The organism is Acinetobacter geminorum (assembly GCF_013009345.1).
Classification (GTDB): Bacteria; Pseudomonadota; Gammaproteobacteria; order Pseudomonadales; family Moraxellaceae; genus Acinetobacter; species Acinetobacter geminorum.
Map to the genome: position 1 here is coordinate 11722 of NZ_JABELE010000010.1, position 14696 is coordinate 26417.

At 39.5% G+C, this 14696-nt stretch carries 11 protein-coding genes; 5 read left to right on the forward strand and 6 right to left on the reverse strand.

The genetic code is table 11. From position 1 onward, the window contains the following. Positions 1 to 67: 67 nt before the first annotated feature. From mqo to betI, 4 genes are all read right to left on the reverse strand, one after another. On the reverse strand, positions 68 to 1708 hold the full coding sequence (mqo, locus tag HJG58_RS10755; RefSeq protein ID WP_068930621.1) for a malate dehydrogenase (quinone): 1641 nt from the start codon (positions 1706 to 1708) through the stop codon (positions 68 to 70). Positions 1709 to 2218: 510 nt separating this feature from the next. Continuing rightward, complete coding sequence (betA, locus tag HJG58_RS10760) at positions 2219 to 3877, reverse strand: choline dehydrogenase (protein ID WP_086400188.1); 1659 nt, start codon at positions 3875 to 3877, stop codon at positions 2219 to 2221. Between the two features lie 95 nt (positions 3878 to 3972). Continuing rightward, positions 3973 to 5445 carry a betaine-aldehyde dehydrogenase gene (gene betB, locus HJG58_RS10765; RefSeq protein WP_078224601.1) on the reverse strand — a complete coding sequence of 491 codons (1473 nt, stop codon included), beginning with the start codon at positions 5443 to 5445 and terminating at the stop codon, positions 3973 to 3975. Further along, entirely contained in the window at positions 5438 to 6061 is a 624-nt protein-coding gene (gene betI / locus HJG58_RS10770) for a transcriptional regulator BetI (protein WP_005070763.1), read from the reverse strand. The genes betB and betI overlap by 8 nt, the downstream gene beginning before the upstream one ends. 264 nt (positions 6062 to 6325) lie before the next feature. On the opposite strand from betI, the gene HJG58_RS10775 reads away from it, so the two are divergent. The 4 genes from HJG58_RS10775 to HJG58_RS10790 all read left to right on the forward strand — a co-directional run bounded on the left by HJG58_RS10775 (position 6326) and on the right by HJG58_RS10790 (position 11526). Beyond that, entirely contained in the window at positions 6326 to 7948 is a 1623-nt protein-coding gene (locus tag HJG58_RS10775) for a BCCT family transporter (protein ID WP_170248869.1), read from the forward strand. A 118-nt stretch (positions 7949 to 8066) separates the two neighbouring features. Beyond that, complete coding sequence (locus HJG58_RS10780) at positions 8067 to 10133, forward strand: choline transporter (protein ID WP_170248870.1); 2067 nt, start codon at positions 8067 to 8069, stop codon at positions 10131 to 10133. A gap of 11 nt (positions 10134 to 10144) precedes the next feature. Next, on the forward strand, positions 10145 to 10759 hold the full coding sequence (locus tag HJG58_RS10785; protein WP_002117499.1) for a MarC family protein: 615 nt from the start codon (positions 10145 to 10147) through the stop codon (positions 10757 to 10759). Positions 10760 to 11010: 251 nt separating this feature from the next. Further along, entirely contained in the window at positions 11011 to 11526 is a 516-nt protein-coding gene (locus HJG58_RS10790) for an acyl-CoA thioesterase (RefSeq protein ID WP_170248871.1), read from the forward strand. 132 nt (positions 11527 to 11658) lie between these two features. On the opposite strand, the gene HJG58_RS10795 is transcribed toward HJG58_RS10790, so the two are convergent. After that, complete coding sequence (locus HJG58_RS10795) at positions 11659 to 11859, reverse strand: hypothetical protein (RefSeq protein WP_000761577.1); 201 nt, start codon at positions 11857 to 11859, stop codon at positions 11659 to 11661. Positions 11860 to 12360: 501 nt separating this feature from the next. Between HJG58_RS10795 and HJG58_RS10800 the strand changes: the two genes are divergently transcribed. Continuing rightward, positions 12361 to 13359: a CobW family GTP-binding protein gene (locus HJG58_RS10800; RefSeq protein WP_170248872.1), complete on the forward strand. Its 999-nt coding sequence runs from the start codon at positions 12361 to 12363 to the stop codon at positions 13357 to 13359. Positions 13360 to 13404: 45 nt separating this feature from the next. Here HJG58_RS10800 and dctA read toward each other — a convergent pair whose 3' ends face one another. Beyond that, the gene (gene dctA / locus HJG58_RS10805) at positions 13405 to 14667 is read right to left on the reverse strand and encodes a C4-dicarboxylate transporter DctA (RefSeq protein ID WP_170248873.1); all 1263 of its coding nucleotides are present in this window, start codon (positions 14665 to 14667) and stop codon (positions 13405 to 13407) included. Positions 14668 to 14696 lie beyond the last annotated feature (29 nt).

Below are 14696 nucleotides of genomic sequence, written 5' to 3' on the forward strand. Positions count from 1 at the left end.
GGGCTTAAAAAACAAAAGGACGAATCGAAATTCATCCTTTTGGAATTTTATTTATACATCGTCAAACTTAGTTTGCTTTTGCAACTGGGGCAGCAGCAGTTTCATCGTTTGCAGCCTTGAACGGAGATGTATAGTTCAAGCCAAGTGTAGAACTTGTGTACTGACGAACTTTGTCGAGTAACACAGGATCTTTGCTTAAGTCTTGTTTATAAGATACTACAATTTCATGAAGCTTCTGGTTCCACTTACCTTCAGTTTGCTGAGGGAAAGCTTTTTCAAGCAAGTTAAGCATGATGTATGGAGAAGTCGAAGCACCCGGAGACGCGCCTAACAATGCAGTTACAGCACCATCTTTAGACGCAAAGATTTCTGTACCGAATTGAAGTGTTGCAGGTTTACCCGGTTCTTTCTTGATGATCTGAACACGTTGACCACCTTGGCTTAAACGCCAGTCTTCAGCTTTCGCATCTGGGTAGTATTTACGAAGTTCATTGAGACGGTCTTCATCTGACATCATGACTTGGCTAACCAAGTATTTAACAAGATCAAGGTTTTCCAAGCCAACAGTCGTCATTGGTAAAACGTTGTTTTTGTTGGTTGATGCAAGTAAATCAAGCTGAGAACCATTTTTCAGGAACTTGTTTGAATACGTTGCAAATGGGCCAAACAATACATATTTTTTACCGTCGATATAACGCGTATCAATATGTGGTACAGACATTGGAGGTGCACCAAGTTCAGCACGGCCATATACTTTTGCTGTGTGTTCAGCAGTAATTTTTGGGTTGTCAGTAATTAAGAACTCACCACCAACAGGGAAGCCAGCATATTGTTTAGCTTCTGGTAAACCAGTAAGTTGCAATAATTTAACTGCTGCACCACCTGCACCGATAAATACAAAACGTGTTTTAACGTGATCTACTTTACCAGTTTTCAAATTTTTGAAAGACACAGTCCAAGTTTTGTCATCATTTTGGCTGATGCCAGTCACTTCAGTTGATGTCTGTAATTTGAAATTCGGGTTTTGATTTAAATGACCCACTAATTGTTTAGTGATTGAACCATAGTTTACGTCAGAGCCAACATCCATACGGGTCGCGGCAACTTTTTGACTTGGATCACGGTCATTCATGACTAAAGGTGCCCATTGTTTAATAACAGCAGGGTCTTCAGTAAATTTCATACCTTTGAACAACGGGCTTTGAATCATGGCAGCATAACGTTTTTCTAAGAATTGAACGTTATCGCCCCAAACGAAAGCAATATGCGGAACTGGATTAATGAATGATTTCGGTTCAGCTAAAACGCCTTGTTTTACCTGATATGACCAGAACTGTTTAGCAACTTCAAATTGAGAAGCAACTTTTTCAGCTTTGGCAATTTCCATCTTACCGTTTTTCTCTTCGGTATAGTTCATTTCCATAAAGCCAGAGTGGCCTGTTCCGGCATTGTTAAAGCCGTTTGAACTTTCTTGAGCAACTTGATCAAGACGCTCAAACATACGAATTTGCCAGTTTGGTTCAAGCTCAGTTAAATAAGTACCAAGAGTAGCACTCATGATGCCGCCGCCAACAAGAACAGCATCAACTACTGGCTCATCTTTTGCAGTTTCAACTTGTTTTGACGTTGTAGGTCTAAACAAGAACGCAATACCTGCAATTAAAATAAGAATGATTAATACCAGAAGGTATTTCAAAAACTTTTTCATGTAAGGGGGACCTTAAAATAAGTTATTTGAGTCACTTAAGGTGTGAGGAAACCTAGACAGCGTATCCAGACAAAAAGGATATAAATGCGAAAGTAAATTCTCTAAAACAGAGAATCTTGAAAAAAATAAAAATTACTTGGGATTATCGCAAACACTCTATATTTTAGACTAATTTTGCATTGACAAGACAATTTTTATAATAAATGGAGTTCATCAAAATCATAAATATGATTTATATTTAACCAAATTGAGCTTTGATAAGATAATTTAAGTTGATTTATGTTATATAAGTATTTGAAATTTAAAAAATAATTTAGATTTGATTGGAGTTTGATCAATTGAAGAATATTTGCCTATAAAAATCGATTAATTTTTATTTCATACCATATTTATGTAAATAAGCTCTTCGCAGGCGCTTATTTTCTGTCATACATAGTTCTTATTAATATTGGTTCTATAAAGATTAAATTAAGGGCATATCTCTGCATAAGAAATATGCCCTTTGAGATTTTATGATGCTACATAGAATGGTGCAGTTGAACGTGGTAACGCTTCACGTCCACGAATTTGGTCTGCAATTTTCTCGGCAATCATGATGGTGGTTGCATTTAAGTTACCGGTAATAATTAGCGGCATAATTGAGGCATCGACAACACGTAAACCCTTCATACCGTGTACACGACCTTGACCATCTACAACAGCCATTTCATCTTCACCCATCTTACAGCTACAAGACGGATGGTAAGCTGTTTCTGCATGGTTACGAACAAAGTCGTCAAGCTCTGCATCGGTTTGCAAATGTTTGCCCGGACTAATTTCTTCACCACGATATGGATCAAGCGCAGGTTGCTGCATGATTTCACGCGTAATACGAATTGCATCGCGGAACTCACGCCAGTCTTGTTCAGTCGACATGTAGTTAAACAAGATACTTGGATGCTCAAATGGATCCTTCGATTTAAGTTTGATTCGACCACGTGAAGGCGAACGCATTGAACCTACATGAGCTTGGAAACCATGTTCTTTCACTGCATTACTACCGTTGTAGTTAATGGCAACTGGCAAGAAATGGTACTGGATGTTTGGCCATGTAAACTCATCCGAACTACGGATAAATCCGCCTGCTTCAAACTGGTTACTTGCACCAATACCTGTGCCGTTAAATAACCACTCGGCACCAATTGCAGGTTGGTTATACCATTTTAACGCAGGGTACAAAGAAACGGGTTGCTTACATTTATACTGTAAGTACATTTCTAAATGGTCTTGCAGGTTTTCACCTACACCCGGCAAATCATGAACCACATCAATGTCCATTGATTTTAAGAAGGTACTTTGACCCACACCCGAGCGCTGTAAAATTTGTGGTGACGCAATTGCACCTGCGCAAAGTAATACTTCGCGTTTAACCAAGGCACGTTGTAAGTTGTTTTGGTCAGCACCAATAATGTATTCAACACCAATCGCTTGCTTTTGATTAAACAAGATTTTATTGGTTGTAGCATGGGTCAAGATAGTGAGGTTTGGACGACCTTTTGCCATATCCAAATAACCGCGTGCAGTGCTTGAGCGACGACCTTTAGGGGTTACCGTACGGTCCATTGGACCAAAGCCTTCTTGTTGGTAACCGTTTAAGTCATCAGTACGCGGGTAACCTGCCTGTACACCTGCTTCAACCATGGCATGGAACAACACATTGTTGCCATTTTTAGGCGTAGCAACGGATACTGGACCGCTATCACCATGATAGTCGTTGCCACCAATATCACGAGTTTCGGCTTTTTTGTAGTAAGGTAAACAGTCAGCATAAGACCAGTTTTCAAGGCCTTTATGAGTTGACCATTGCTCTAAATCCATTGCGTTACCGCGGATATAGCACATACCATTAATTAAAGATGAGCCACCTAAACCTTTTCCACGACCACATTCCATACGACGGTTATTCATGTGTGGTTCTGGGTCGGTTAAATAAGCCCAGTTATAGCGGCGGCCTTGAAGAGGGTAAGCCAAAGCTGCCGGCATTTGTGTACGGAAATCCAAGCGATAATCTGGTCCACCCGCTTCTAAGAGTAAAACGGTGGTATCTTTGTCTTCAGTAAGACGCGCAGCGAGTACATTTCCGGCAGATCCTGCGCCAATAATAATGTAATCATATTCTTTAATATTCATAACTATCCTTTTTTTACTAACAGTTTGCCTGAGCAATCTATAAAGACTGCTCGGCATATGTGATTTAGGTTGAAGTGTTTAAAGCGATGGAGGCATTAAAAAATGCTTTGATAATCGCCAAGTTCAACTTGAATAGATTTGATACGGGTATAGTGCCCAAGCGTAGTTAAGCCATTTTCGCGACCTACACCAGATTGTTTATAGCCACCGACTGGCATCTCGGCAGGCGATTCGCCCCAAGTGTTAATCCAGCAAATACCAGCTTCAATTTGGTGAATAATGCGATGAGCACGGCTGATGTCTTGAGTAACAACGCCAGCAGCTAAACCAAAGGTGGTGTCGTTAGCACGACGGATGACTTCTTCTTCGGTTTCATAGCTTAAGATGCTCATAACCGGTCCAAAAATTTCTTCTTGAACAATCGCCATCTGGTCAGTGCAGTCGCTAAATACTGTCGGTAGTACATAAGCGCCTTTGGCAAGTTCACCCTCAGTTGCGCGGCCACCGCCAATTAACACTTTAGCGCCTTGTTGTTTGCCTGACTCAATGAAGGACAACACTTTTTCCATATGAGGGAAGCTAGTGAGCGGTCCGAAGTTTGTGTCTTTAGCCATTGGATCGCCAATGCGAATACGTTTTACACGCTCTACAACAGCTTTTTCAAAGTCGGCTAAAAGTGATTTTGGAACAAATACGCGTGTACCGTTAGTACATACCTGACCTGAGCTAAAGAAGTTTGCCATAACGGCAATATCTGCGGCACGGTTCAGGTCAGCATCTTCACAAATAATCAGTGGAGATTTACCACCGAGTTCCATAGTCACTTCTTTAAGCGTAGAACCAGCGGCACTTGCCATGACTTTTTTGCCAGTTTCCACACCACCAGTGAATGAGATTTTTTCAATCACGGGATGTTCAGTCAGCCATTGTCCAATTTCACGACCCGCACCTTGCACCACGTTAAATACGCCGTCTGGTACGCCAGCTTCTGTATAGATTTCTGCAAGTTTAAATGCAGTAAGTGGGGTGGTTTCGCTTGGCTTGAAAATCATGGCATTACCGGCAGCAAGGGCAGGGGCAGATTTCCATAATGCGATTTGAATTGGATAGTTCCAAGCACCAATACCGGCAACTACGCCTAAAGGTTCACGGCGTGTATAAAAGAAACTTGATTCGCGAAGTGGAACTTGTTCACCTTGAATGGCTGTTGCAAGTCCTGCGTAGTATTCGAGTACATCTGCGCCAGTCACAATATCGACTGTAGATGTTTCGCTAAAAGCTTTACCTGTGTCGAGTGTTTCAAGACGGGCAAGCTCATCATTACGTTCACGAAGAATGTCGACAGCACGACGTAAAATACGTGAACGTTCCATGGCAGTCATGGCAGCCCAGATTTTTTGTCCTTGTTGGGCACTTTGTACAGCAGCTTCAATATCTTGTTCAGAAGCTTGTTGAAGAGTCGCGATTGTCTCGCCGTTGGCAGGGTTAATACTATTAAATGTTTTACCACTGGTTGCTTTAACGTAGCGTCCATGGATATACAATTGATGAACTTGTACATCACTCATTTTGTCTCTCCTGCAAAGGCTTGTTCGCAAATTGCAATTGCGTTTGTACATAATCGTAAGCAATGGAACGAGCAAGGTTGCTGTCAAATTCGTTATGACGGCTTAAACTGCCTCGTAACCATAATCCATCAATCAATGCTGCCAAACCTCTAGCGGCAACACTGGCCTGTTGTTCATCCATTAACTTAAGAAAATAAAACTTTAAGTTGGAATACAGGCGTTGATCATTAATCTTTTGCAAGCGGCTTAAGTCTGGTACATGCATACTTGCTGACCAAAAGTCCAACCAGACCCGCATTGCTTTTTCATTGACCTGACTAATGTCAAAGTTAGAGTCGATAATGGCCTTAATTTGGCTCTCTGGATGCGAATCTGCTTCTGCTCTGTACTGTTCGGTTTTACGACGCAGAACATTTAACATTTCTTGCATACAGGTATTTATCAACCCCTGTTTGTCGCCAAAGTAATGGCTGACAATGCCGGTCGACAGCTCGGCTTTTTTTGCAATTTGTGCAATGGTGGTATTGGATAACCCCACTTCATAAATTACGTCGAGTGCAGCGTTCATGATTTCTTCACGTCGCACATGTTCTGGTTTTACTCTGCGTTTTGTCATGGTTGTCCACATCAGCACTTTTATGGGTGCTTAAAATTCAACATGTTAACTTGCAGAGCATCATAGCACTTTTTTATCATACTTGTTATTGATTGAACGTTCAATCAATAACAAGTATGATATGTAAAAATCAATGAATTTTTGAACATGCTTCTAAAAAGAAAGAAGTGAAATCAAAGGTTCTAAAGGATAGGATGATGCGCATAAGTACATTACTTATCACGTTATTTTGAGAAAAATACACCGATTGCAAGGAGCAATAAGATGGTGTTGAAAAGTGATGGATATTCTTCAGACCATATTCGGTTAAATCGTTTCGTATTTTGGAGTTCAGCCATCAGTATTGGTATTTTTGGCCTACTTTTTGTGCTGTTTCCAGAAAAAAGTCAGTTTTGGTTGACCTATGTACAAGAGCAAGTAAATCACTTTTTCGGGTGGTATTACATGCTGGTTATTGTGCTGTGTCTGGGCTTTGTCGCTTGGCTCGCTTTTTCAAAAGTAGGACAGATTCCTTTAGGAAAAGATGACGACAAACCTGAGTTTAGTTATTTGGCTTGGACTTCAATGCTGTTTTCGGCAGGGATTGGTATTGCGCTACTTTATTATGGTGTGGCCGAACCTGTTGACCATTTTTTAAGACCGCCAGAAGGCGAGTCAGGAACGATTCAGGCAGCCCGTAATGCGATGACGTATAGCTTTTTGCATTGGGGGATTCATGGCTGGGTGCTTTATGCATTGCTCGGAGTTACTTTAGGTTACTTTGCTTTCAGACAAAATTTGCCATTGGCACTTCGCTCGGCGCTTTACCCAATTTTTGGAGAGCGAGTGCATGGCTTGGTGGGTGACTTTGTTGATGGCTTTGGAATTTTAGCGACGGTCATTTCCTTGGTCACCAACTTGGGAATTGGAGCGCTGGTGCTTGTATCGGGTATTTGTTACTTACTGCCGCAAATTCCGGATAACTCTGCGACTTTAATTACTGCCGTGCTCATCATGATGTTCGTTGCTACGATTACGACAGTGGTGGGTATTGAAAAAGGTTTGGCATGGTTGTCGCGTATTAATTTACGTCTGCTGTATGCCTTACTTTTATTTGTATTTTTAACAGGTCCGACAAACCATTTATTAAATGGTCTGGTGCAAAATACGGGCGATTATCTCAATAATTTTATTAGTAAAAGTTTTGATATGTATTTATACAATCAAAAAGCCAGTGGCTGGTTGGGTTCGTGGACTGTATTTTATTGGGCTTGGTGGATTGCTTGGGCGCCTTTTGTCGGTATGTTTATTGCCCGCATTTCAAAAGGACGTACCATTCGTGAAGTAGTATTAGGTGTATGCCTGATTCCACTCGGCTTTACACTGGCTTGGATTTCGGTTTTTGGAAATACTGCAATTTATTTAATCTTGCAGCAAAAACAGAAAGTATTAGGTGATATGGTCTTAACTGATCCAGCATTATCTTTATTTAAATTACTCGAATATCTGCCGTTTAATCCTTACGTTGCGGGTATTGTTGTTGTAATTTGTTTCGTTTTATTTTTGACACCAGTTGGCTCTGGTACACTAATGATCGCTAATTTGTCCTCAAAAGGGGGCACCAATGATAGTGATTCACCGATCTGGTTACGCGTCTTTTGGTCTGTGGTAATTACCATTGTAAGTATTGGCTTACTTTTAGCCGGTAGTTTTAACTCCATGCAAAGTGCTGTGGTGTTATGTGGTTTACCATTTTCAGTTATTATTTTGCTTTATATGTTTGGTTTAGCCAAAGCGTTAAAGCAAGATGATTTTGACCCTCAATTAGTGAAAAAACAGTTAGCTGTTTCAAAAGACATTTCGGTCCCATCGAATTGTGACCAGAATAAAGTGACTGAGGTTTTATAACCTCAATTGATCACATCTATATATTATTTTCCGTTTAAAGTCGTCTTTTCATTGTTTTAAATAAGAGTGAAAAGACGAAATTAAATATTTTGTTTTTATTTTATTCCTTGAGGATTGTATGGCAACAGATAATCCAAGAGCAGTTGATGATTTAAAATTATCTAAATCTAAAAAAGACCCGCTCAACCGTGTGGTTTTTTATTTTTCAGCTGTACTTATTTTAATTTTTTCCCTCGTCACGTTTTTGTTCAACGATTTTGCAAATCGAGTCATGAATGCTGTGCTTCAGTGGGTAACTTCAACCTTTGGTTGGTACTATCTGTTAGCTGCAACACTATATATGGCCTTCGTGATTTTTATTGCCTGCTCAAGATATGGCAGTATCAAATTAGGACCTAAGCATTCAAAGCCTGAGTTTAGCTTACTGAGTTGGTCTGCCATGCTGTTCTCTGCGGGTATTGGTATCGACCTCATGTTCTTCTCGGTCGCTGAACCACTATCTCATTACATGCAACCTCCAGTCGGAGCAGGTCAAACTTATGAAGCAGCACGCCAAAGTATGGTTTGGACATTGTTTCACTACGGTTTAACCGGTTGGTGTATGTATGCCTTGATTGGTATGGCACTTGGCTATTTCAGTTATCGCTATAATTTGCCACTCACCATTCGCTCAGCTTTGTATCCAATCTTTGGTCAAAAAATTAATGGGGCAATCGGGCATAGTGTTGATACGGCTGCCGTGATCGGGACAATTTTTGGTATTGCAACGACCTGCGGGATTGGTGTAGTACAGCTGAATTATGGTCTACATGTGTTATTGGGGTTACCAGAAAATATCTGGATGCAATTTATCCTGATTGCTGTTGCAGTGGGTATTAGTATTATTTCGGTGACATCTGGGGTCAATAAAGGTCTGCGGATTTTATCTGAAATTAATATTTATGTTTCGATTGGGCTTTTACTGTTTATTTTATTCTTGGGAAATACAGAGTTTTTACTCAATGCCCTTGTCCAAAATATTGGTGACTATTTAAGCCGTTTCCCGAGTTTAGCTTTACAAAGCTTTGCTTTTGAACAGCCTAAAGAGTGGATGAGTAGTTGGACTTTCTTCTTCTGGGCGTGGTGGATTGCTTGGTCTCCATTTGTAGGACTCTTTCTGGCACGTATCTCAAGAGGGCGTACTATTCGTGAATTTGTATGCGGTACCTTAATTATTCCACTTCTATTTACACTTACGTGGTTATCTATTTTTGGTAATAGTGCACTGCACAGCGTTATTTTTGAAGGCAACCAAACCTTAGCAGCGACGGTGTTAGCAAATCCGGCTCATGGTTTTTATGACCTGTTAGCACAATATCCAGGCTTTACCTTTATCGCTTCAATTGCCACCGTAACAGGGCTTTTGTTCTACGTGACTTCTGCCGATTCGGGAGCTCTGGTTTTAGGTAACTTCACCACAAAACTTACTCATATCGATAATGATGCTCCACGTTGGTTAAGCGTGTTTTGGGCACTGGCGATTGGTTTACTCACATTAGCTATGCTCATGACCAACGGCATTACCGCCTTGCAAAATGCAACTATTATTATGGGTTTGCCGTTTAGTTTTGTGATGTTCCTTGTGATGGCAGGGCTTTATAAGTCACTCAGACTTGAAGATTACAGGCATGCTAGTCGCAGTATGAATGCAGCGCCAGTGGTAGGGAACGTTGATATTCTGAACTGGAAACAGCGTTTAACTCGAGTGATGCATCATCCGGGAACCACTGAAACACACCGCATGCTAGATACGGTGTGTTTGCCAGCTGTTCAGGCTGTTGCTGATGAGTTGATTAAGCAGGGTATGAATGTGAACGTACAGCAAACCCCGCTTGAAGATGAAGATACGCTTTACCATCTAGATCTCACTATTCATCTGGAAGAAGAGCAAAACTTTGTTTATCAGATCTGGCCTGTACGCTATAGCGCGCCAAACTTTAGCCAGCGTGTAAAACGAGGCAAACAGTTCTATTTCCGACTTGAAACCTATCTTTATGATGGCTCTCAAGATAACGATCTGGTCGGTTACAGTAAAGAACAGGTCATTAACGATATTTTAGATAAATATGAAAGACATATGACATTCTTACATATTAATCGTATTAGCCCCGGGAATCGTCCATTGTTCCCAGATCCACAAGCTTAAGAGGAAAATGCATGGCTTCTCCTTATCTACATTCTTTTGCTTTATTTTTCTCTTTGCTCAATCCATTTTTAATGAGCATTTATATGATTGGCCTGATTCGCCATTCAGAAGCTAAGGTGTTTAATAAAGCACTGATTCAGGGAAGTTTGATTGCTTTTGTTGTCTTCATGCTATTTGCATGGGGCGGCGAAACAATTTTTAGTAAATATCTGAATGTACGTTTTGAAGCCTTTCAGATTTTTGGAGGTCTTATCTTTTTGGTGATTGGCTACCGCTATGTGTTTCAGGGTGCCGACACCATCGGTGAAATGCGTGGTGCTCCAGAACATCTGGCTGGCACCATTGCCATGCCGTTTATGATCGGCCCAGGGACTATTAGCGCTGCTGTAGTCACAGGGATTGAAATGTCAATTGGTGAGGCAGCGCTAGTAATTGCCTTCACCTTGTTTTTAACTTGCAGTATTTTGATTTTGATGAAATTTTCACATGATCATTTACGCTATAAACATGCCAAACATATTGACCGTTATTTTGATATTGTCGGGCGTTTATCTGCTTTATTAATTGGTACGATCGCCATTGATATGATCATTAATGGTGTGACAGGCGTCATTAATAAAGTTTAGTAAAATCACTCATAAGAACCTGCTATGCCATTGAATATGGAATAAAATGGCATAGCATCTTCTAAAAAATTCTAAGATAAATAAAATAGCTTTAAAAAATAACTTTAAAAATAGTGCCTTAAAAAATTAAATTTTAAAAAACAATCAAAGATATTAAAAAATACGATGCTATGTTGTGGATTTAAGCATGTTTTTTTTGTGAATTATCAACCATAATGTTGACTGAGCTTGTTTTAAGACAGAGTTGAGCTATGCCTACATTAGATGAAATGACCACAGCAACTGATGATCAGTCTGAATTGACGATGTCAGTTTTGATGACGCCTGACATGGCAAATTTTTCAGGTAATGTTCATGGTGGTACGATTCTAAAACTACTAGACAAAGTCGCTTATGCTTGCGCAAGTCGTTATTCGGGTGGCTACGTGGTGACTTTATCTGTAGATAAAGTAAATTTTAAAGAACCTATTTATGTTGGTGAGTTGGTAACCTTCTTGGCAAGTGTGAACCATGTAGGCCGTACTTCAATGGAAGTCGGAATCCGTGTTGAAGCACAAAATATCCAGAAGCGTACAGTGCGCCATACCAATAGCTGTTATTTCACGATGGTTGCTGTTGATGAACAAGGCAAGCCATGTGAAGTACCTCAATTAAATCTCAATACAGAATGGAAGCGTTGCCGCTTTGAAGCTGCTGAGCATCGTAAGGTTTTACGTCTTCAAGAAAACCATAATCCCTCTTGTAGCATGTATAAGAAAACTTCTTAAAAAAATAGATCGAATTAAAAAAAGGATCGAACCGCAGCATGGTTCGATCCTTTTTCTTCTTTACTAAAATTCAGCGTCCATTTTTCATTTCAGTAAAATTATCTCTGAGCTTGGAGGAGAATGCTGAGAGAATTAACGAGTTGCAGGAGCAGCTTCAGAAGCAGAACCTACAGCATCAGATGCAGCATTTGCAGTGTTTGCTTGTTCTTGAGTTGAAACAACAACTTTTTCTTCACCAGCAGTGTTATGTGCTTGGTCGTGCTTAGAAGCAGCAAAAGTTGAAGCAGCAGTTAAAGCAAGTGTAGTAGCGAGTAAAGTTTTAGCTAATTTCATTGTATGGCATCCTTAAATTTCATTTAAAAATAAATTAAACCTAATCGTTCATACATACCTGAAACCTGTATGGCTGAATGACTAAGCTAGGACACATGCTAAGCCGGGCTCGTTATTACATCAATTAACTTAACAATCTATTACGGCTATCTTAACAATAATGAAATATACGGACCGTTTATGTGAGCAATCTGTAAAATAAAAGGGCTTAAATGCACCTTAAAATGTGAAAAAATATTTCATATCGAGTGAAAAAAAGTCAACTTTGTTACGTAAACCTAACACTCTGGCATAAATTATGAATACGTCTAAATAGAATATTCCGTTTGAATTATAATTATCAAAAGTTAATTTAGATTTTAAGTGAGATGTATGTCACATATTAACTATTTTGGCCTGATACTTGAAAAGTATATCTTCAAAGTGAAAAAACATTTTCATGCGATTTAAACAGTGATATACCTTTCTTAGTTTTTTATACCTTGTTGATTTGAGCCGCTTGTGAAACTGATAGCCCCAAAAACTGTTCCTACCCATATTATTTCCGGTTTTTTAGGGGCAGGAAAAACCACATTATTACAGCATTTGTTAAGACAAAAGCCTAAAGATGAGGTGTGGGCTGTATTAATGAATGAGTTTGGGCAAATTGGAGTAGACCAACAACTCTTACCTCAAGATGAAGGATATGCAGTCAAAGAGCTATTAGGGGGCTGTCTATGTTGTAGCAGTCAATTGCCTATGCATATTGCTTTAGCCCGTCTATTGAGTGAACAAAAGCCAGATCGACTCTTTATTGAGCCGACTGGACTTGGGCACCCTTTTCAGTTATTTGACCAACTGACTGAACCTCATTGGCAAAGTAGTTTAGCTATGCGAGCACTGATTACTGTTGTAGATGGTAGCCGCTTGCACGATACCAATTGGGTTAAACAAAACCTTTATGAAGATCAGTTAAAAGCTGCTCAAATTGTGGTGGTGTCACATACTGATGTGATGACTTTTGAAGATGATCAGGCGCTTGAGCTATTAAAAGATGAATACCAACCTTATCACCAAGAGTGGCTTAAAATTGAACATGGTCAGTTAGCTTTAAATAAAATTGATATAGCTGCTCGTTTAACCGAGCGATCTATACAACCTTTACTTAAACTTCAAAAGCAAATGGCTGAAATCGAAGTCGCAAATGAAATTAATCAATTACCTTATCATTATGTCGAGTCAGCACAAGGTTATATTGTGGCAGGTTGGAAATTGCCTAAACGCTGGAAATTCGAGTTTTACGCTTTGCTTGATTTATTATGTGCACAGCAAGACTGGCTACGAATTAAGGGAATTTTTAACACAGATCAAGGGTGGAAAGTTTTTAACTTTAATCCTGATCAGTTTAATTATAAGTCGGGCGAAGAGGGTATTGATAACCGGATTGAGATCATTAGCGAACATAACCATGATTGGTTAGCTTTTGAAACAGCATTACTTGCCTGTCAGCTTGAAGAATAGAGAACATTAAACCAAAAGTAATTCAATGTTCTCTGAAGAGTGGGATTAAGGTTTGCTATCTAACACAGCTTTAGCTTGCGCATGGTCAATATCTTTTTCCCAGTGAGCAATCACTACGGTCGCGACACAGTTACCGATTAAGTTGGTACACGCACGAATAATTCCAATAAACCAGTCCACTGAAAGTAGAAGTACTAAGCCAATCGCAGGGAGACTTGGTATCACTGAAAGTGTGGCTGCAAGAATAACTAAAGCTGAGCCTGGAATACCATGTGCACCTTTAGATGTAATAAGCGAAACCAGCAAAATAGCCAGTAAGTCATGCATAGATAAATCAATATTGCAGGCTTGCGCAATAAAGATCACCGCTAATGTTAAGTAAATTGAAAACCCGTCTAAATTAAAAGAATAACCGGTAGGTATGACTAACCCTACAGTTGAATCTTTGATTCCCAAATTTTTGAGTTTTTTCATAATTTGTGGAAGAACAGAGTCAGAAGAAGCGGTACCTAAAACAATAGCGAGTTCATCTTTAAAATAGCCCACAAATTTGAAAATATTGAGACCGGTAAGTTTTAAAATTGAACCTAAAACAATAACGACAAATAAAATGCAGGTTGCATAAAACAGTAAAACTAAATAACCCAATTGTAGGAGTGAATCTAAACCAAATTTGGCAGTCGTATAAGCCACTGAACCGAATACACCAATTGGAGCTAATCGAATAATAAGTCCCATAATTTTAAAGAAGACTTCCGAAAAAGCTTCAAGCGCTTGACGTACCAGCTCTGCTAAATGTTTAGGAATTAAAAGTAGGGAAACACCAAATAAAATAGCAATTAATAAAACCTGTAAAATATCGCCGTTTGCAAAAGCAGCAGTGAAGGTTTTCGGAATAATATTGAGTAGAAATTCCGAACCTGTATGCATCTCGTGGGCACGTTCGGTATAGGTACTTAAATCTTTTGCATCTAAATGGCTAATATCGATATTCATACCGACGCCCGGTTTAAATACATAGGCCACAACAATGCCTAAAATTAAGGCAATAGTAGTGACCACTTCAAAATAAAGAATGGTTTTTGCACCGACTTTGCCCATTTTTTTAATGTCGTTTGCACCATATATTCCCAGTACAACAACACAAAACACAATTGGTGCAATCAGCATCTTAATTAAAGAAATAAAACCATCACCTAATGGCTTGAGAGATAGGGAGAAATCATGGAAACCGATTCCAACTGCAATCCCAAGAAAGAGAGCACAAAGAACCTGTAAAAATAAACTACGCTTGAGCTTTAGCCACATAAGTCATCAATTTTAGCAAGAGGAAAATA